The sequence below is a fragment of the Candidatus Nitrotoga sp. 1052 genome (assembly GCF_927312905.1).
Classification (GTDB): domain Bacteria; phylum Pseudomonadota; class Gammaproteobacteria; order Burkholderiales; family Gallionellaceae; genus Nitrotoga.
In genome coordinates, this window is sequence record NZ_CAKMHQ010000067.1 from 1 (window position 1) to 18,285 (window position 18,285).

At 49.6% G+C, this 18,285-nt stretch carries 20 protein-coding genes; 12 read left to right on the plus strand and 8 right to left on the minus strand.

Annotated elements, in window-relative coordinates; genetic code table 11:
- Positions 1-95: 95 nt before the first annotated feature.
- Positions 96-377 carry an antibiotic biosynthesis monooxygenase gene (locus MJ768_RS12655; RefSeq protein WP_239292246.1) on the minus strand — a complete coding sequence of 94 codons (282 nt, stop codon included), beginning with the start codon at positions 375-377 and terminating at the stop codon, positions 96-98.
- A gap of 159 nt (positions 378-536) precedes the next feature.
- Here MJ768_RS12655 and MJ768_RS12660 point away from each other — a divergent pair, with 159 nt between their 5' ends.
- The 5 genes from MJ768_RS12660 (at position 537) to MJ768_RS12680 (ending at position 4,944) form a co-directional block, all read left to right on the plus strand.
- Positions 537-1,499, plus strand: a complete 963-nt coding sequence (locus MJ768_RS12660) for an integron integrase (RefSeq protein WP_239292247.1) — start codon at positions 537-539, stop codon at positions 1,497-1,499.
- 227 nt (positions 1,500-1,726) lie between these two features.
- Positions 1,727-2,803 carry an alpha/beta hydrolase gene (locus MJ768_RS12665; RefSeq protein ID WP_239292248.1) on the plus strand — a complete coding sequence of 359 codons (1,077 nt, stop codon included), beginning with the start codon at positions 1,727-1,729 and terminating at the stop codon, positions 2,801-2,803.
- A gap of 50 nt (positions 2,804-2,853) precedes the next feature.
- The gene (gene thiL, locus MJ768_RS12670; protein WP_239292249.1) at positions 2,854-3,810 is read left to right on the plus strand and encodes a thiamine-phosphate kinase; all 957 of its coding nucleotides are present in this window, start codon (positions 2,854-2,856) and stop codon (positions 3,808-3,810) included.
- Positions 3,794-4,297 (plus strand): phosphatidylglycerophosphatase A family protein, encoded by a 504-nt coding sequence (locus tag MJ768_RS12675; protein ID WP_239292250.1) that lies wholly within the window; start codon positions 3,794-3,796, stop codon positions 4,295-4,297. The genes thiL and MJ768_RS12675 overlap by 17 nt, the downstream gene beginning before the upstream one ends.
- Positions 4,294-4,944 carry a thermonuclease family protein gene (locus MJ768_RS12680; protein WP_239292251.1) on the plus strand — a complete coding sequence of 217 codons (651 nt, stop codon included), beginning with the start codon at positions 4,294-4,296 and terminating at the stop codon, positions 4,942-4,944. The genes MJ768_RS12675 and MJ768_RS12680 overlap by 4 nt, the downstream gene beginning before the upstream one ends.
- Here MJ768_RS12680 and MJ768_RS12685 read toward each other — a convergent pair.
- The 4 genes from MJ768_RS12685 to MJ768_RS12700 all read right to left on the minus strand — a co-directional run bounded on the left by MJ768_RS12685 (position 4,934) and on the right by MJ768_RS12700 (position 8,395).
- Positions 4,934-5,662: a UDP-2,3-diacylglucosamine diphosphatase gene (locus MJ768_RS12685; RefSeq protein WP_239292252.1), complete on the minus strand. Its 729-nt coding sequence runs from the start codon at positions 5,660-5,662 to the stop codon at positions 4,934-4,936. The two genes, MJ768_RS12680 and MJ768_RS12685, sit on opposite strands and share 11 nt — an antisense overlap.
- Positions 5,663-5,836: 174 nt before the next feature.
- Positions 5,837-6,331: a peptidylprolyl isomerase gene (locus MJ768_RS12690; protein ID WP_239292324.1), complete on the minus strand. Its 495-nt coding sequence runs from the start codon at positions 6,329-6,331 to the stop codon at positions 5,837-5,839.
- A gap of 268 nt (positions 6,332-6,599) precedes the next feature.
- On the minus strand, positions 6,600-7,130 hold the full coding sequence (locus tag MJ768_RS12695) for a peptidylprolyl isomerase (protein ID WP_239292254.1): 531 nt from the start codon (positions 7,128-7,130) through the stop codon (positions 6,600-6,602).
- A 257-nt stretch (positions 7,131-7,387) separates the two neighbouring features.
- Positions 7,388-8,395 carry a nuclear transport factor 2 family protein gene (locus MJ768_RS12700; protein ID WP_239292256.1) on the minus strand — a complete coding sequence of 336 codons (1,008 nt, stop codon included), beginning with the start codon at positions 8,393-8,395 and terminating at the stop codon, positions 7,388-7,390.
- Positions 8,396-8,698: 303 nt separating this feature from the next.
- Between MJ768_RS12700 and MJ768_RS12705 the strand changes: the two genes are divergently transcribed.
- From MJ768_RS12705 to MJ768_RS12735, 7 genes are all read left to right on the plus strand, one after another.
- Positions 8,699-10,375: a glutamine--tRNA ligase/YqeY domain fusion protein gene (locus tag MJ768_RS12705; RefSeq protein ID WP_239292258.1), complete on the plus strand. Its 1,677-nt coding sequence runs from the start codon at positions 8,699-8,701 to the stop codon at positions 10,373-10,375.
- Positions 10,376-10,391: 16 nt separating this feature from the next.
- Complete coding sequence (locus tag MJ768_RS12710) at positions 10,392-10,838, plus strand: universal stress protein (RefSeq protein WP_239292260.1); 447 nt, start codon at positions 10,392-10,394, stop codon at positions 10,836-10,838.
- A gap of 29 nt (positions 10,839-10,867) precedes the next feature.
- Positions 10,868-12,331 (plus strand): cysteine--tRNA ligase, encoded by a 1,464-nt coding sequence (cysS, locus tag MJ768_RS12715; protein WP_239292261.1) that lies wholly within the window; start codon positions 10,868-10,870, stop codon positions 12,329-12,331.
- Positions 12,332-12,640: 309 nt separating this feature from the next.
- Positions 12,641-14,317 carry an arginine--tRNA ligase gene (gene argS / locus MJ768_RS12720; RefSeq protein WP_239292262.1) on the plus strand — a complete coding sequence of 559 codons (1,677 nt, stop codon included), beginning with the start codon at positions 12,641-12,643 and terminating at the stop codon, positions 14,315-14,317.
- Positions 14,318-14,518: 201 nt separating this feature from the next.
- A complete protein-coding gene (locus MJ768_RS12725) occupies positions 14,519-15,076 on the plus strand; it encodes an SPOR domain-containing protein (RefSeq protein WP_239292263.1) in 558 nt (185 codons plus the stop codon).
- Between the two features lie 277 nt (positions 15,077-15,353).
- A complete protein-coding gene (locus tag MJ768_RS12730) occupies positions 15,354-15,980 on the plus strand; it encodes a thiol:disulfide interchange protein DsbA/DsbL (protein ID WP_239292264.1) in 627 nt (208 codons plus the stop codon).
- The gene (locus tag MJ768_RS12735) at positions 15,980-16,747 is read left to right on the plus strand and encodes an SDR family oxidoreductase (RefSeq protein WP_239292265.1); all 768 of its coding nucleotides are present in this window, start codon (positions 15,980-15,982) and stop codon (positions 16,745-16,747) included. The genes MJ768_RS12730 and MJ768_RS12735 overlap by 1 nt, the downstream gene beginning before the upstream one ends.
- 60 nt (positions 16,748-16,807) lie before the next feature.
- Here the strand turns inward: MJ768_RS12735 and MJ768_RS12740 are convergent, their stop codons facing one another.
- Genes MJ768_RS12740 through MJ768_RS12750 form a run of 3 tightly spaced genes read right to left on the minus strand, consistent with a single transcriptional unit; the run spans position 16,808 to position 18,264 of the window.
- Entirely contained in the window at positions 16,808-17,731 is a 924-nt protein-coding gene (locus tag MJ768_RS12740) for a DNA ligase (protein WP_239292266.1), read from the minus strand.
- Between the two features lie 36 nt (positions 17,732-17,767).
- Positions 17,768-17,983, minus strand: a complete 216-nt coding sequence (locus tag MJ768_RS12745) for a hypothetical protein (protein WP_239292267.1) — start codon at positions 17,981-17,983, stop codon at positions 17,768-17,770.
- Complete coding sequence (locus MJ768_RS12750) at positions 17,983-18,264, minus strand: plasmid mobilization protein (protein WP_239292268.1); 282 nt, start codon at positions 18,262-18,264, stop codon at positions 17,983-17,985. Before MJ768_RS12750 ends, MJ768_RS12745 begins: the two co-directional genes overlap by 1 nt.
- Between the last annotated feature and the right edge of the window lie 21 nt (positions 18,265-18,285).

The following is an 18,285-nucleotide window of genomic DNA, read 5'->3' on the forward strand; positions in this document are numbered from 1 at the left end:
GGATTTTTGGGTGGATTTGGGTTTTTCTACAGCCTCAACGTGGAGCTAAGGGGCTGCGCGCTTTTGCGCAGTCCCGCTTGAGCGCAGGGTTAGAGCTATAGCACCCCATGCTCAATCTCTTGTAGATAAATAAAGTCAGGAGATTTTACGCCAGCTTTTTTCCTGATTTCCACTAACTCCGGGGACTCGAAGAAGCGCCGGGCATTATCAAGCGAAGACCACTCAGAAAAGTGGACGATGTTGTTTGCGTCATTGTCGTAGCGCAGCAATTGGTAACTGATTTCTCCGGCACGTTTCCTAATGTCCACTGCTTGGTCAAAAACCGCCTTCCATGCCGGATAAGACTCGACTTCATGAATGATTAAAACGTGTGGCATGTAAACACCTTTGATGAATAGCTCTAACGTAAAGTAGACACCCTAAAAAATGCCGATAAAAGCACCTTCGAGGTGTATAATTTAAAAATATCCATGTAATGCGTTGTTTTAATTGGATGTGAAAATTTCGCACACCCTAATTTTTCTGATAAAAACGACATGGTTACATCCCCCAAGTTGCTTGATCAAGTACGCGATAAGTTGCGAGTAAAGCACTATGCTATCCGAACTGAGCAAAGCTATGTGGACTGGATTAAACGTTATATTTACTTCCACGGCAAGACCCACCCGAAAGATTTGGGTGCACAGGATGTCGAGGCGTTTCTGACGCATCTTGCCGTCGCGGGCAAGGTCTCTGCTTCAACCCAAAACCAAGCGAAATCGGCGTTGTTATTTTTATACCGCGAGGTGTTAGAAATCAAATTGCCGTGGCTGGATAACGTCACACAAGCCAAAGCCCCGAAAAAATTACCCATCGTCTTAACGGTGAGCGAGGTGCAGACAGTGTTGTCGCGGTTAAGTGGTTCACATTTGTTGATCGCTTCATTGTTGTATGGTGGCGGGATGCGCTTGATGGAGGCGATGCGGCTGCGGGTGAAGGATGTGGAATTTTCGCGGCATGAGATTATTGTTCGTGAGGGCAAGGGTTTTAAGGATAGGGTAACGATGCTGCCTGAATCAATTGCGGCAATTTTGCGAGCACATTTGGTTAAGGTTAAATCTTTGCATGAAGAAGATTTGGCAGCGGGATTGGGCGAGGTATATTTGCCTTTCGCGCTGGACAAAAAATATCCCAATGCGGGACGTGAGTGGGGCTGGCAATATATTTTTCCGTCCAAAAATTTATCGGTTGACCCGCGCTCTGGCAAAACACGCCGTCATCATCTGGATGAGAAGGGTGTTCAGCGTGCGATGAAGCAGGCGGTGCGCGATGCGGGGTTGGTTAAGCCCGCGACGCCACACACTTTGCGTCATTCGTTCGCCACGCATTTGTTGCAAGCGGGATATGACATTCGTACCGTGCAGGAGTTGCTCGGCCACTCGGATGTATCCACCACGATGATCTACACCCATGTTCTGAACAAAGGTGGCAAGGGTGTGGTGAGTCCGTTGGATAGGTGAAGGGAATTCGCTGCATAAGTGAAGTGCTGATTTATGAAACCGAAAAATGTAAATAGTGAGCAGTCATGAATCGATTTAACAGTATTTTTTTAGGGGTTTCCCTACTGTTGTTGCAAGCATGCGGGGAAACTCCGCCGCTGGGGGCGAGGCATCAGCCCTCTGGCCTCAACACTCAGTTCAATAGCGGCCAATTGTCGTTTTCGGATTACGTGGCAGATAGCCGCGCTATGATTAGAAAAGTGCGTTCCGGAAGTAATGTAGCCGAGCTGGAAAAGGTGGTCAATGGCAATGCTCCTTTTGAGTTGAAGCCGGCAGAGAGTTGCCCAAAAGGACGTGAAAAACCCTATCGACGCGGTGTTCTGCTTACCCATGCCTTGACCGATGCACCTTATTCCATGCACTCACTGGCATCCTTTTTTCAGGAAAATTGTTTCCGTGTCATGGCAATACTATTGCCCGGACATGGCACGCAGCCCGGGGACTTGCTTGATGTAACGTGGCAGGAGTGGGCAAAGGCTGAAGCCTATGGCACCGATAAGCTCGCCGCTGAGGCTGATGAAATCTATCTGGCTGGGTTTTCTACTGGCGGCACACTAAGTGTTTACCAGGCATTGGGAGACAAGCGAGTACGTGGATTGTTCCTTTTTTCTCCAGCGCTGAAAGTTACTCCCAAGGCTTCCTTGGCCACTGTTCATAAAATTTATAGTTGGTTGATGCCATCAGCAAAGTGGGTCAGTATCATGCCTGACAAGGCTATTTACAGATATGAATCGTTCCCCAAAAATGCCGCTGCCCAGATATATGCGTTGACCCAGGCAGTACAAGCTCAATTGAATGAGAACGTGATAAATATCCCCATATTTACCGCTGCAAGTCAGGACGATACTACCGTTTATACTTCGGCCACTTTAGATTTTATGGCCCAAGCGCGCCATGCATCCAATAAATTGGTGCTTTATACTACCGATACCAAAAAAGTTCCGCCAAATATTCCAGTAGGAAAATTGGAGTTAGTAAACAGCGTTTTTCCTGAACAGAAAATATTAAGTTCTGCACACACGTCGATGACCTTGCCTTTAGATGATGCGTACTATGGAATGATGGGAGAGTATTCAAGTTGCATACACTATTACCCAGATGATATTAAACAATATGATGCTTGTAACAAAAATCCAGAACAAGACTTGCAGGGCGAGTTAACTGAAGAAAACTTTAAAGCCGGTACGCTACGGCGTTTAATGGTTAACCCGAATTTTGCAACGCTTAAAATTTCCATGAAAAAGTTTATTGATAGTTTGCCATGATCATTTGTACCGCTGCCAAGTTTAGCAGCAGGTTTGCGGTAAATTAGCTCATGGTTTCCGAGTTCGAGTTGATCCGTCGTTTCTTCACCCGTGTTACGCCCGGCGCGGTGTTGGGCGTGGGCGACGATGCCGCGCTTCTGCACGTTGGGAGTGGTATGGAGCTGGCAGTGTCAACTGACATGCTAGTGAGTGGGACGCATTTTTTTCCGGATACTGATCCTTTTTTTCTTGGTTACAAGGCGCTTGCAGTAAACCTGTCCGACATGGCGGCGATGGCGGCGCAGCCGCGTTGGGCGACTTTGGCTTTGTCACTGCCCGAGGTGGATGAGACGTGGCTGGAAAAGTTCAGCGCGGGGTGGTTTGCGTTGGCAGATGAACATCATGTAGAGCTGATTGGCGGGGATACCACCCGAGGACCGCTTAATCTGTGCGTCACGATCATGGGTGAAGTGCCGCACGGTGCGGCGTTGCGTCGTTCGGGCGCACAGGTTGGTGACGATGTTTGGGTGTCCGGCGTATTGGGCGATGCTGCGCTGGCTTTGGCTCATATGCAAGGGCATGTGCAATTGGCGGCGAAGGATTTTGCGGCCTGTTCTTCGGCGTTGCACCGACCCATGCCGCGTGTGGCACTTGGGCTGGCACTCCGCGGCGTGGCGCATAGTGCAATCGATATTTCGGATGGACTGCTGGCAGATCTCGGTCACATCCTGGAATGCTCTAACGTTGGAGCCGAAATTTCATTCGCCGCTCTGCCTATTTCTGGCGCATTGCAAACTTATCTTGAGCAACCACTGGGCAAGCACTGTGTGCTGGCCGGGGGCGATGATTATGAACTTTGTTTTACCGTATCCGTTGCGCATCGTTCCGAGGTGGAAAAAATTGCCGTCAATCTCGATTTGTTGCTGACGCGCATTGGCTCTATCACGGCGGAAAAAAAGTGCGCAGTGCATGCTGCGGATGGCAGTGTTGTCAACATTGAGGAATCAGGCTATGACCACTTCCGCTGATTCTCGCGTGCAACCTTCATGGCGCTTTATCTTTAGTCACCCCGCACATTTCCTTTCCTTTGGTTTCGGCAGTGGCCTGTTTCCAAAAGCACCCGGCACGGCGGGCACATTGGTCGCTTTTCCGATTTATTGGGTTCTTGCAGAACGCCTAACTGATGCGCTGTTTATCTTGGTGCTGATCGGGGCCTTCGCTGTGGGTGTGTGGGTGTGCGAGAAGACCGGGAAGACGCTGGGCGTGGCGGACCACGGAGGGATGGTGTGGGATGAGATTGTAGCTTTCCTGCTGGTGCTGTTTTTTACACCCGAAGGTTTTTTTTGGCAACTGCTGGCGTTTTTGCTGTTCCGATTTTTCGACATCGTCAAGCCACCGCCCATCCGTCATTTTGACCGGACATGGCACGGTGGTCTCGGCGTGATGTTCGACGATATTCTCGCGGCGGGCTACACCCTACTGGTCTTGGCGCTGGTGAAAAGTGCGTTGCTGTGAAGAGCATTCTTAAAAATGGATTGGTAGTTGTTCTATTTCTACTCGGTACGCTCAATGCTGCTCACGCTGAAGAATTTTCAGCCAAGGTTATCGTCGTGATAGATGGCGATACAGTGCTTATATTGCGCGACAATATGCCGATTAAAGTGAGGCTGGCTGAGATCGATGCGCCGGAAAAAGCGCAGGCGTCCGGTGAAGAGTCCAAGCAATCGCTGGCCGAGTTGGTACTAAATAAACAGGTGCGTGTGGATAGCCGAGCAATAGATGATTATGGCCGATTGGTAGCACTAATCAAGGTAGATGAATTGAACGTTAACTACGAACAAGTGCAACGCGGAATGGCGTGGGTGTATTCTCGTTTTAACAAGAGTGAAGCATTGCTGGATTTGCAAAATGGGGCTAAAAAAGCTAAGCGCGGGTTATGGGCGCAGACCGATCCGATACCGCCGAATAAATGGCGCAAGGACAATACAACGTCTCAGCAACAATATGTTGCGCAGAATGCTATCTGTGGTAGTAAGCGATATTGTTCACAAATGAGCTCTTGCGACGAAGCAAATTTTTATCTGTCCCATTGTAATGTTAAATCCTTGGACAGAGATAATGATGGCGTGCCGTGCGAAAATTTGTGCGGTGCTAAAAAGTAATCGTTTCCCAGCTGCACCCCACGGCATCGCAGCGTAAGGCATTCCCTGTATCGTGCCAATCTCCTAGTACCCAGCGCTCGCAACTATGGCCATCTACCGTATGCAGGTGGCGCTTTAGCCGATGAGTGTGCCCATGGATCATGCGCGGATAATGATACTGACGTAGCATGCTTGCAACTGCATCCAGATTGACGTCCATGATATTTTCATTCTTGTGTTTTTTTGCATTCTCGCTACGTGCACGCAGTTGCGCAATGGCGGCCTTGCGCTGCGCCAGCGGCTGGGCAAGAAAGTTCTGCTGCCATATGGGTTCATGGACTTGTTTACGGAAATCTTGATAAGCAATATCGTCAGTGCACAGGAGGTCGCCATGGGTGAGCAAGGTTGGCGTGCCATATAGGTCGAGCAGCGTAGGGTCAGTTAGCAGTGTGGCACCGCTCGCTTGTGCGAGTTTTTGGCCCATTAGCAGATCGCGGTTGCCATGCATCATGCTGATGGCAGTGCCGCTAACGGAAAGTGTGTGCAAAGCATGGGTAATCTGGCGATTAAATGGGTCGTCGATGTCATCGTCGCCGGCCCAGTATTCGAATAAATCACCAAGTATGTAGAGTGCCTCGGCTCCAGGCGCAATCTGTTGAATGAAGTGCAGAAATACCTGCATGCTGTGCGGTTGTTCCGCGCAAAGATGCAGGTCAGAAATAATTAAACTGTAGGCCACGGAATGGATGGAGCCCTGAAGGACTTAAAGGAAATTTGTTATAAAGCGTTGGGTCGGCCCATGTTTCGCGTCTTTGGTCATTCAATTGAAACACGACGAAATTTGTTCCCGCCCGGCCATTTGTTTGCATCGATATCCCAAGTCCGGCAGGCTGGTTAGTCGCCATTCTTTAAGTTATTGCACAACTTCCGCTTTGGTGAGGATTACGTCCTCCAGCGGCACGTCCTGGTGCCCCGATTTATTGCCCGTCTTGACTTTGCGAATAGCATCCAGCACTTCTGTGCCTGACACCACTTTCCCGAATACGCAATAACCATAGCCCTGGCTATTGGGTGCAGTGTAGTCGAGAAACATGTTGTCCTTTAAGTTAATGAAAAACTGCGCTGTGGCAGAGTGCGGATCGGAGGTGCGAGCCATGGCGATTGTATACTTATCGTTCGTCAAGCCATTAGCTGCCTCGTTTCGAATTGTCGCTTTGGTGGGTTTTTCTTTCATGCCGGGCTCGAAGCCGCCGCCTTGGATCATGAAGCCATCGATTACGCGATGGAACAGCGTATTATCATAAAATCCGCTGTTCACGTAGTCGAGGAAGTTCTTGACGGTGACAGGCGCTTTTTCAGCATCCAGTTCGATAGTGATATTGCCGTGGTTGGTATGCAGTTTGACCATGCTAATTTTTCCTTTTTGTGCTAAATGTTGTTGAGAAATGGGGGCAGCTTGTGCCGAGCACAATAGCAGGCAACTAAGCAGCAGGGTAGCGAATATTTGTTGAAGTTTCATTATATAGTTTCCTCGTAAATGATTTGAAGCGGTTGCCGCACTTAACCCTTTATGGGTAATTCTCATGCGGTTTAAAGATGGTTGCCTATGATTTTGCTCGCAGTTTAATTCTGTAGGTTTCTATTTTTAAGACCGACAAGCTCCCCGGTACCATTTTTCATGGTTGCACTTCTTCCGCTTTTTTGAGGACGACATCCTCTAATGGGACGTTCTCGAGCCCGTAGCGATTGCCGGTCTTTACCTTGCTGATGGCGTCCACAACTTCTGTGCCTCCCACTACCTTGCCAAACACGCAATAGCCATAGCCTTGCTTATCGGGTGCAGTGTAATTTAGGGAATTATTATCCTTCAAGTTAATGAAAAATTGAGATGTGGCGGAATGAGGGGCGGATGAGCGCGCCATGGCGATAGTATATTTGTCGTTCTTCAGGCCATTGGCAGCCTCATTTTTTATGGGCGCATTAGTGGATTTTAGTGCCATTTTTGCAATGCTGCTCATCGAGACTGTTCCCAACGAGTAGTTATAGCCGCCGCCCTGGATTACGAATCCATCGATCACGCGATGGAATAAGGTCTTGTAGTAAAAACCACTGTTAACATATTCGAGGAAATTTTTAACAGTGGCGGGCGCTTTTTCGGCATCCAGTTCGAGAGTGATTATTCCATAATTGGTATGTAGTTTAACCATGCTAGATTCTCCATTTATTGTTGAAGGTTGGGAAGAGTGCCAGCTGGTGCGGTGCAGCATCGCACGCAACTGAGCAGCAGGGCGGGTGATATTTCTGGAGTTTCATTACGCTATTCCTTATATGCTTAATGATATATAACGGCATAGCGTTTCATTTTCCGGTATGTAGAGGATATGGAGTGAATATTGATATTAATGCTAGAGCCAAGGTCCAGTGACTGGGAGGCGCCGGCAGTTAGGCTGAGGAACATGTTAAATTATTTTGCGGCACGCTCTTCTTGGATTAGCCATTTATTGTTTGATTTTACCAGAAGCATGATTTTGTCGAAGGATGTGTTTAGGTAGTCGGAGCGATAGGACTGATGAAAGGTAACGGTGGCATGGTTTTCATCCGGGAAGCTGACCTTTTCATTGCTGACATTGATCTCGATATATTTGGGCGTGCTGATACGTGCCTTGCTTGCGGATTCCCACTGGTCGCGGCTTTCGCCGTTCGGGGTTTTGAAATCTATAGCATAGAAATCTAAATATTTTTTGGTGTTTTGGGACGACCATGCTTCGGCCCATTCATGCAATGTCTTTAGCACTTCAGCGCTATTGTTGGCAGCCAGTTTCTTAATAATTGCGGGCTTGGTGGACGAAGCAGATTCGGGCACGGCGGTGACTGCTTTGGACGGTGCAGGCGTTGTCCCGGGAGCGGCGGCTTGCGGCTTGGCTGCACTAACAATGGCGGCACTGGGTTTATTCTTGGGGAACAGATCATTGATCAGAGCAAGCTTGGTCTGTGTGGTGGCATTGCTCCGGTCCAATTGCAGCGCGCGCTCATAAGCCTGGCTCGCCATTTTAGCGTAGATATCGCCCAAATTTTCCTGTGCGGTGGCATAGTTCGGATGGTTGTGGATCGCCATTTCCAGTGCGACCTTGGCCTTGTCGTATTGGCCTAGCCCAGCGTATAGCACGGCGAGGTTGTTATATGGCTCCGGCAGTTCCGGGTAATCCTCAGTCAGCGATAAGAATATGCTGATAGCGTCATTGGTCTTGTGCTGTGCGGTGAGGATTAGCCCTTTCAAGAAGCGTGCCTGTGCATCCTTGGGCTTGTTGGTGAGATAGGTGTCGACCCGCTTCAGTGCCTGCGCATGCTGATTCTGCTTGTACAGCTTATTGATATCCTGGATTTCATCCGCGCCTGCGGTGAGGCTGAAGCACAGTAACAGCGCGCCTCCGTATAGTGCTGCGCGTAGGCCAAAAGGGTTGAAATTGTCCATTATGTGGTACTTTTCCGAAATGATTTTATGATCGACATGAAAGATTTTGTTCGCTTGGGCGTATAAATAATTACGCCACGTTTTACCAAAATTTCCCTATCAGTCAATTCTGCGTGATCACCACGCGAAATTTATGAAGCATTCAGAATAAATGGGTACCCAAGGGAACCGGATTCTATCAAATCTGCCCATTTTTTTCACAGCTTATCGTATCAGCTGACAAGGTCATCCGTGCTTCATCTGTTTGAGTAAGGAGATTTTCGGGTAAAATCATTGCTCTTGCCTTGAAAGAACCGTCTAATAATGAGCAGCCACACACAAGCACCCATTCCCCACTTCATCCGCAATATTATTGAGGCCGATCTGGCGAGTGGTAAGCATACAGATATTGTCACACGCTTCCCACCGGAGCCGAATGGATATCTGCATATTGGCCATGCCAAGTCTATTTGCCTGAATTTTGGTTTGGCACTCGACTATCGGGGCCACTGCAATTTGCGCTTTGACGACACTAATCCGGAAAAGGAAAGCGAGGAATATGCACGCGCTATTCAGGAGGACGTTCAATGGTTGGGCTTTCAATGGCAGGGTGAGGTGCGATGGGCATCTGATTACTTCGAACAGCTTTACGGCTTTGCGGTCGAGTTGATCAAACAGGGCAAGGCTTACGTGGATGATCTCAGTGCTGAGGAAATGCGCGAATATCGCGGCACGCTTACTCATCCGGGCAAACCCAGTCCGTACCGCGAGCGTTCTGTAGCTGAAAACCTCGACCTGTTTCAGCGCATGCGCGCAGGTGAGTTTGCCGATGGCGCCAAGGTACTTCGCGCTAAGATCGACATGGCTTCTGGCAATATCAACTTGCGCGACCCGGCGATTTATCGCATTCGTCGCGCGCATCACATTCGCACGGGTGATGTTTGGTGCATCTACCCGATGTATGACTACACTCACTGTATTTCCGATGCTCTGGAAGGTATTACTCACTCGCTATGTACGCTGGAGTTTGAAGACCACCGGCCCTTATATGACTGGGTACTGGATCAATTGGCCATACCGTCTCACCCCCGACAAATTGAATTCTCGCGCTTGGAATTACGCTACACCATAACCAGCAAGCGCAAGCTATTGCAACTTGTCACCGAGCGACATGTATCCGGCTGGGATGATCCACGTATGCCGACCATTATCGGTATGCGTAGACGCGGATACACACCGCAAGGCATCCGCGAATTTACTCGCAGGATCGGTATTTCCAAGAGCGAAAACGTGGTTGACATGGCTGTGCTGGAGGCCTGCATCCGCGAAGATTTAGAGGCGCGTGCGGCACGCGTGATGGCGGTGGTTAAACCGCTGAAGGTCACCATCAGCAATTTTGTAGCGGGCGAGAGCCAATCCCGCGAAGCTGGCTTTCATCCAGAACATCCAGAATTCGGTAGCCGCATGGTGCCGTTCAGCAAAGAGATTTGGATTGAGATCGACGACTTTACCGAGAACCCGCCTACTGGCTGGCAGCGTTTGACACCCGGTGGTGAAGTGCGCTTGCGCTACAGTTATGTGATGCGCTGTGATGAAGTAGTAAAAGATGTTGTCGGTAATGTAATCGAACTTCGCTGCTCTATTGATCAAGATACGCTGGGCAAGAACCCGGTAGGGCGCAAGGTGAAGGGCGTGATCCACTGGCTGTCCGCTGAACATGCACTGCCCGCGGAGATTCGTTTGTATGACCGCCTGTTCACCGTGCCGGAACCGGACAGCGACAAGGCGCGCGATTTCTGTGAATTCATCAACCCAGCGTCGTTGACCGTGGTGCAGGGCTGGGTCGAGCCTGTCGTGCGCGACGCGGCACCTGAAACACATTACCAGTTTGAGCGTCTCGGATATTTTTGCACCGATCGGCATGAGCACCAGCCCGGTGGAAAGCTAACGTTCAATCGCACCGTGACCCTCAAAGATTCGTGGACGAAAGACCAGGGTTAAGCAGGAGGAGGTATTAATGTATAAGCGTATTGTAGTGGCGGTGGATGGCAGCGAGACTTCCGGTAAGGCGTTAGACGAAGCAACCAAGCTGGCTCGAGAAATGAGCTCCATAATTTTGCTGCTGCATGTGTGTGAAGAAATGCCCATCATGTGGGAGCCCGACGGTATGAATATGATCCTGATGCAGAATAGCTTGAAAGCGGTTGCTGATGCAGGTAAGGAATTGCTGGATAAGCATAGAAGAAAGCTTGCAGAGCAAGGCATTACGGTCGAAACGAAACTGGTTGAGGCCTATGGTGGCCGCATCGGTAGCGCCATATCAGAGGAGGCTCAGAAATGGCATGCAGATTTGCTGGTAGTGGGCACGCACGGTCGCAAGGGCATTGCGCATTTTCTGATAGGTAGTGTGGCAGAAGATGTAACCCGTACTGCATCCATGCCGGTGCTGTTGGTGCGCAAATAGTTGAGAAAAGTTTGCTCTAAAGGTTTTTGATGCTGAAAATTTACAATACTTTCACCCGCGACAAGCAGGACTTTATTCCCATCGAACCCGGCAAAGTTCGAATGTATGTATGCGGCATGACGGTTTATGACTATTGCCATCTCGGTCATGCGCGGGTGATGGTGGTATTCGACATGGTATATCGCTGGCTTAAGGCGAGCGGGCTGGATGTAACCTATGTGCGTAATATCACCGACATTGACGATAAGATTATCAAGCGTGCGGTGGAGAATGATGAATCTATCCATGTGCTCACGCAGCGTTTCATTGATGCGATGCATGAGGATGAACGTGCACTAAGCATCCTGCCACCAGATTTTGAACCACGAGCTACTCAATACATACCGCAAATGCTGGACATGATCGCCAAGCTGAAAGCTAATGGATTAGCCTATCAAGCCGCTGATGGAGACATGAACTATGCGGTGCGCAAGTTTGCTAATTACGGCAAATTATCTGGCAAAACACTGGCGGATTTACGTGCCGGCGAGCGTGTGGAGGTAAATGATGGCAAGCTTGATCCACTCGATTTCGTACTGTGGAAACATGCCAAAGATAGCGAGCCCGACGAAGTGAAATTGGATTCTCCGTGGGGGAAAGGGCGACCTGGTTGGCATATTGAATGTTCGGCGATGAGCCTGGCAACGCTGGGTAAACATTTCGACATTCACGGTGGGGGTGCCGACTTGCAGTTTCCGCACCACGAAAACGAGATTGCTCAAAGTGAGGGCGCACATCAGTGCAAGTATGTAAATGTCTGGATGCACAATGGCTTCGTGCGCGTAGACAATGAGAAGATGTCGAAAAGCCTCGGTAATTTTTTCACCATCCGCGAGGTGCTGAATAAATATGATGCGGAAGTCGTGCGCTTCTTTATCCTGCGTGCGCACTACCGTAGCCAGCTGAATTATTCCGATGCACATCTGGACGATGCAAAACAGTCATTGAACCGCCTGTACACGGCATTAGGAAAAATTGCTGTGCCTATCGAAACGAGTTCAATCGATTGGAACGAGCCTTACTCACAACGTTTTAAAATGGCAATGGACGATGATTTCAACACGCCTGAAGCGATGGCAGTCCTGTTCGACCTGGCAAATGAGGTGAATCGCAGCCAATCGGTAGAAGCGGCAAAGAACCTTAAGATGTTAGGTGAAGTGCTTGGCTTGTTGCAGTGGAATCCTGACGCTTATCTGCAAGGGCGACATCGTGATGTAATAAATCATGTGGCCACCGGTGCACTGATTTCGGGTTCTGCAAATATCGAGGGTACAGCTGCAATCGACTTTACCCCACCGGGCCTTACTAAGAGTGTCCAGGCTTTAATTGCCGAACGAACTGCCGCCAAACAATCCAAAAATTTCGCTGAATCCGACCGCATCCGTAAGGAGCTATTAGAAGCGGGAATTGTGCTGGAAGACTATGCATCCGGTACCACTTGGCGACGCGCGTAGCCAGGGGTGGGGTGGATATGGCAATATATAAACGTGTCCTTCATAATTGTAAAGAGGCTTTCACAGTAGCTTCCAATGCAAAAATTGTTATGAATGAATGGCTTGTAATAATCAAAAAATATTTCGCCATGTCCAGAACAAACTATTTTGTAATTTATCTCCCTTCAAATTGAACCACTACCTGACTCGAAATAACTTGAAGTCGGAGAGATGATTCAGAGTGTGCGAAAGTGCTGAGCAGTTGCACCCTTCCATCGGGTAAGCCCCATCAAGTGCTATAATTTGCGCTTCTTGTGAAAGTGTTGTGTAATGTTTGCTGTCTTGAATTTCAAATCCCATCTTTCCGAATTGTTCGCGCAGGCTGTGCGAGTTGTTGCACCTGAAGCGACACATATCGACATTCTCATCGAACGGCCCAAGCAGGTGCTGCATGGCGATTACGCTTGTAACCTGGCGATGCAGCTGGCAAAGCCGCTGCGCAAATCCCCACGTGACATCGCGCAAGCACTGGTTGCGGCCTTGCCTGAATCTCTAGTAGTGGAAAAGGTAGAGATTGCGGGAGCGGGTTTCATTAATGTATTTATCACTACTGCAGCCAAACAGAATGTGGTGCGCAGCGTGCTGCAGGCAGGCGCGGGCTATGGTCATATTCATCTGGGCGCGGGTCGCAAGTTGCAGGTGGAATTCGTTTCCGCCAATCCAACGGGGCCGCTGCATGTAGGGCATGGTCGCGGTGCGGCAGTGGGCGATTGTTTGTGTCGAGTGTTGCAGACGGCAGGGTGGAATGTGACGCGGGAGTTTTACTATAACGATGCTGGCGCGCAGATCGACAATCTCACACTATCAGTACAATTGCGCTGTAAGGGTGTGACACCTGGCGATCCGTCGTGGCCTGAAAATGGTTATCGCGGTGATTACATCACCGATGTCGCCCGTGCATATCTGGCGCAAGAAGCGGTGGAAGCCGACGATCGGCACGTGCGGGCATCCGGTGATGTGAATGATGCCACTGCCATCCGAAATTTTGCGGTAGCTTATCTGCGCAGTGAGCAGGATCTCGACTTGCGCGCCTTCGGAGTAAATTTCGATGTGTATTCGCTGGAATCTTCACTCTACACCGAAGGTAAAGTGGAGGAAACTGTCAGCAAGCTTATTGCCAGCGGCCATACGTATGAGCAGGGCAATGCACTATGGCTGCGCACTACAGATTTTGGTGACGACAAAGACCGCGTAATGCGCAAGAGCGATGGCAGCTATACCTATTTTGTTCCGGATGTAGCCTACCACTTGGATAAGTGGCGGCGCGGCTTTACCCGTGTCATTAACGAACAGGGTGCGGATCATCACAGCACCATCACACGCGTGCGCGCGGGGCTGCAAGCTTTGGATGTTGGAATTCCGCAAGGTTGGCCGGATTATGTGCTGCACCAGATGGTGACGGTGCTGCGCAATGGCGAAGAGGTGAAAATATCCAAACGCGCGGGCAGTTACGTCACTCTGCGCGACTTGATTGATGAAGTGGGCTGCGATGCTACGCGCTTCTTCCTCGCGGCGCGCCATCCCGATTCTCAACTGGTGTTCGATATTGATTTGGCAAAATCGCAGAGTAATGAAAACCCTGTGTATTATATTCAGTATGCTCATGCGCGTATTTGTAGCGTGTTGGGGCAGTGGGGTGGCGAAGCTGCGACGCTACGCCAAGCCGATGTCAGTGTGCTGGAGAGTGACTACGAGCGAGCCTTGTTGCAACGCCTGATTGACTACCCGCAGGTGATCGAAAGCGCTGCGGAAGATTTGGCACCGCACCTGATCGCGTTCTACTTGAAAGATTTGGCCGCTGATTTTCACAGTTATTATAATGCTTCACGCTTCCTGGTTGAGGAGGAAGGCATTAAGCAGGCGCGGTTGGCGTTGATTGCTGCGGTGGCACAAGTAATGCACAACGGCTTAGCATTGTTGGGTGTTTCCGCACCGGAAAAAATGTAGGCTGGGTTCCTTTCACTGTAAGAGGAAAATCCGCGAGGTCGAAGCAAATGGAGTTACCAATTCTATTGGGTTGTGCGACGAACTTCACGAGAATGAATAAAATTTTTAAAGATTGATTATATGAGCAAAAACAGTAACACTCGATCCGCAGCACCGCGCCAAGGTAGTTCGCTACTGACCGGCATTTTGGTCGGTATGGTAGTGGGGCTGGTTATTGCGGGCGGAGTGGCATGGTACATTTTAAAGACGCCCAGCTCGTTCGTAAATAATGTACCGCATGAAACAGCTAAGCTTGCGGCGGACTCTGAGAAGCAATTTTCTGCATCTGCAGCAAAAACTGCTCAGCCATTGACTTCTCCGGCGGCTGTATCAGGCGTGGATGAAGGCAAACCGCGCTTTGAATTTTACAAGGTGTTAACCGACAAACAAGATGCAACGGTGCTTATACAAAAAAGCAGCGACAATACGGCAACGACAGAGAATAAAGCTGCATCTGCCCAGCCTGCTGGCAATGCTACTGCGAAAGAAACTTATTTTTTACAGGCGGGTTCGTTTTCCAATGCGGAAGATGCGGATAAATTAAAAGCCAAGTTGGCTATGCTCGGGATAGAAGCCAGTGTGCAAATCGCGACCATTCCTGATAAAGGGGTGTGGCATCGCGTGCACGTCGGCCCCTATAAGGGTAGAGAAGAAATGAATAATGCATTGGCCGTGTTGAAACAAAATGGCGTGACTGCTACTCCAATGCTTGCGAAATAGGCGAAGATATACTTACTGATTAGAAAAGCAGATGTCTCTATTCATTCATTTAGCTACTGAAAGTGTTTAAATTTAGCATTTAGTCAGAAAGTTCCACATTTGCAGGAAACCGTATTGGATCTTGTTTGTGAGGAAGTATTGTGAATAAGCAGTGTAGTGTAGTATTTCATACATCCGGATGCATAAAAATATGCATAACAAACAAATAGTAGAGAGTACGCAACGTCGCATAATGATACTTTATTGTTGGCAGTCCTAACTTTGCATGGAGATAGATATGAAATTCATCAAACAGATTTTTGTGGTTCTAGCTTTGTTATGTGTTAACCAAGCTTTTGCCGAGCCTGAACTGGGCAAGGATTACAAAGTGCTCAATACGGTGCAGCCGACACGTGCAGGCAATAAAATTGAGGTGTTGGAATTTTTCTTCTATGGCTGTTCACACTGTTTCAAGATGCACCCAGCGCTGACCGCGTGGGAAAAAAAGATGGCCAAAGATGTAGAGTTGATCTACGTACCGACCATTTTTAATAACTCGTGGGAGCCGATGGCACGTACTTATTACACGTTGGAATTGCTGGGACAGCAAAAGCGGCTGCACGATGACCTGTTCAACGCTTGGAACGTTAACAATATTGACCTGAGCGACGAGGCCAAGATCACTGAATTTGTTGGCCAGCGTGGCGTAGATCGCAAGAAATTCAGTGAGGCTTATAATTCATTCGCCATGCAAAGCAAGGTAACACGCAGCAAACAATTGGCGCAGATCTATGGCATCCGAGGTACACCGTCGCTGACTGTGGACGGCAAATATCTGATTAGCGGTCTGGGACCGGATGAAAGCATTAAAGTGTTGAACGCTTTGATCGACAAGGCACGCAAGGAGCGCGCGGGCAAGCATTAGTGGCCGTACAACGCGTCGTTATCAGCGGCGCATCCAGCGGCCTGGGTCTGGCGCTGGCGCACCATTATCTTGAGCAAGGCGCGATGGTTGGGGTGCTTGCCCGTCGCGCTGATTGTCTGCAAGGCCTCTCTAAGCAGTTTCCCCAACAAGTTTATTGTTACCCACTGGATGTGCGTGACTCGGCTGCCGTGCAAGCGGCGGCTCAGAGCTTCATTGCGCTCGCAGGTGTGCCGGATATCGTGATTGCTAATGCAGGTATTAGTGTCGGAACGCTTACTGAATATGCCGAGGACATTGATGTTTTCCAGCAGATGATGGATATCAATATGTTGGGTGTAATGAAAACTTTTCAGCCATTTCTTGTACCTATGCGTGAGGCCGGACATGGCTTACTGGTTGGCATCGCCAGTGTGGCAGGATTCCGGGGGTTGCCGGGGGCGGGTGCCTATTCCGCATCCAAGGCGGCGCTAATCTCTTATATGGAAAGTTTACGTGTGGAATTGCGTGGTAGCGGGATGCGTGTAGTTACCATCTGTCCTGGCTACATCAAAACGCCGATGACCGCCATCAATCCATACCCCATGCCTTTCATTTTGCCAGCCGACGAAGCAGCGCGCCGTATTGCGCGCGCGATTGCTTCCGGCAGGTCATTTGCGGTAGTGCCGTGGCAGATGGGATTCGTCGGGCAAGTGCTTAAGCTGCTGCCTAACTGGTTATATGATCTTGTGTTTTCAGGGGTTCCGCGCAAGCCGCGCAAGTTGCTTTAACTTTCCCGATTTTAATTCGGATTTTGGTTGGAATTCTGATGAGTGTTAATCAAGGCCTCACTACCTGTCCTGAAGAGCCATATCTTCGCGTACTCGTATGAAGCGGGCGAACCGAGGGATACCAGTTTTTTCATTCAGTCCGTTATAGCGGTAAGTTACCCATCTCCCCAGCTGGGGCGGATGGCGCCGATCTGCATCAGATAGACCAGTACCCAGACGAAAGCGCAATCCGCCAGCAGACTCCACCTCCAAAGCTCCCAGTGTGCTTGCATACTTACCTTTACCTGGCAGGTGAGCTATTACCTTGGCTTCAGCATCTTCGTAGGGTTTTAATTTTAATAGATCATCGCTGCGGACTGCCCGGTAAAGTGAAGCGCCGCGATGCAGCATGAGGCCTTCACCGCCTTGCTTGACCACCCGCTTAAGCATTGCTTTCAATGCGGCTTGATCGGCCACTTTAAGCTGCTCAATGTGATGCACCCATGGTTGCCCGATCTGCGCGATGACAGACCGTAGTGCGGCATTGCGTTCGGTGTAGCTACCTGGATGCGCTGGCAAATCGAATACCATGAAGTGCAGCGCGCGCCACTGGGTTTCGTCGGGAATTTTTTTCCTGACGGTGGAAACTGCGCGGGAAAACTGGCCGCGGCCAACCCATAATTCCCCGTCGAGAGGAGTTTTGGGCCAGCCGGCGGTGAACCATACTGGGGCTTCGACATTTTCGCCGCTCCGTGTTAATAGTTTTTCGCCATCCCAGTAACCGCGCATGCCATCAAATTTTTCACTCACCCAGTAATCTGCCAGCGTGATATCGCCTCGAAGGACGTTTGCCAGCATCACCTGAGGCGGCGCAAGCTCCGCTGCTCGTATGGGCAGGCAACAAAAAACAAGTGCTAGCGATAAAGTACAAAGCCGCACCAAACAGGAAAGGTTGATTCCTGACCAGCAGCGCATGATCACCTGAACAGGTGTCAAATGTGTCATGTGTCCATCCGAAAATGTATTGCTCGCGGCAAATTTTCAGGCCTTGCGTTCGAGACGTTTTGACGGAGATGGTTTGCTTGTTGCTCCAGAGGAGAGCGCGATTTCCAAGGCTGTTTCCAGCCGGATAATCCGTCCAGTAAGGCTTTCAATTTTTTCCTGTTGAGTTTTCATTGTACCGGCCATGCGCTCCACCTTATCGTTCATCTTGATGATGGTGGTGAGGGCGTCCCACATTTTCTCGGTAACGCCCATCAGATTTTTTTTCCGGAAGTTTCCATTTGAGCTATCCTTTGATTGGATTTTTCGACGAAAGCCAACGCATCATCAATGGCATTTTCTGCCTGAGTGGTTGATTTTTGCATCTGGATGATCATTCCTTCCAAAAGTGTATCGTTTTCTCGTGTTTGATAAGAAGCCGCGGCGCGGCGAAACAGCTCGCCAAGCGAGATGCCTGCCTGTTGCGCCTTTTCGGCAAACAGATTTTTTTCCATTGGAGACATCAGCACGGGAACACGTGCGGTTGCGGTAGCCATGTAAATTTCCTTTTGGTCATG

Coding starts and splice junctions, on each gene's coding strand:
- MJ768_RS12660 (WP_239292247.1), top strand. CDS start 537: ATGGTTACATCCCCCAAGTTGCTTGATCAAGTACGCGATAAGTTGCGA.
- MJ768_RS12695 (WP_239292254.1), bottom strand. CDS start 7,130: ATGGTTAAACTACATACCAATTATGGAATAATCACTCTCGAACTGGAT.
- MJ768_RS12675 (WP_239292250.1), top strand. CDS start 3,794: ATGACCACTTCCGCTGATTCTCGCGTGCAACCTTCATGGCGCTTTATC.
- MJ768_RS12740 (WP_239292266.1), bottom strand. CDS start 17,731: ATGACACATTTGACACCTGTTCAGGTGATCATGCGCTGCTGGTCAGGA.
- cysS (WP_239292261.1), top strand. CDS start 10,868: ATGCTGAAAATTTACAATACTTTCACCCGCGACAAGCAGGACTTTATT.
- MJ768_RS12655 (WP_239292246.1), bottom strand. CDS start 377: ATGCCACACGTTTTAATCATTCATGAAGTCGAGTCTTATCCGGCATGG.
- MJ768_RS12665 (WP_239292248.1), top strand. CDS start 1,727: ATGATTAGAAAAGTGCGTTCCGGAAGTAATGTAGCCGAGCTGGAAAAG.
- MJ768_RS12730 (WP_239292264.1), top strand. CDS start 15,354: ATGAAATTCATCAAACAGATTTTTGTGGTTCTAGCTTTGTTATGTGTT.
- thiL (WP_239292249.1), top strand. CDS start 2,854: ATGGTTTCCGAGTTCGAGTTGATCCGTCGTTTCTTCACCCGTGTTACG.
- MJ768_RS12690 (WP_239292324.1), bottom strand. CDS start 6,331: ATGGTCAAACTGCATACCAACCACGGCAATATCACTATCGAACTGGAT.
- MJ768_RS12710 (WP_239292260.1), top strand. CDS start 10,392: ATGTATAAGCGTATTGTAGTGGCGGTGGATGGCAGCGAGACTTCCGGT.
- MJ768_RS12700 (WP_239292256.1), bottom strand. CDS start 8,395: ATGGACAATTTCAACCCTTTTGGCCTACGCGCAGCACTATACGGAGGC.
- MJ768_RS12745 (WP_239292267.1), bottom strand. CDS start 17,983: ATGGGCGTTACCGAGAAAATGTGGGACGCCCTCACCACCATCATCAAG.
- argS (WP_239292262.1), top strand. CDS start 12,641: ATGTTTGCTGTCTTGAATTTCAAATCCCATCTTTCCGAATTGTTCGCG.
- MJ768_RS12705 (WP_239292258.1), top strand. CDS start 8,699: ATGAGCAGCCACACACAAGCACCCATTCCCCACTTCATCCGCAATATT.
- MJ768_RS12750 (WP_239292268.1), bottom strand. CDS start 18,264: ATGGCTACCGCAACCGCACGTGTTCCCGTGCTGATGTCTCCAATGGAA.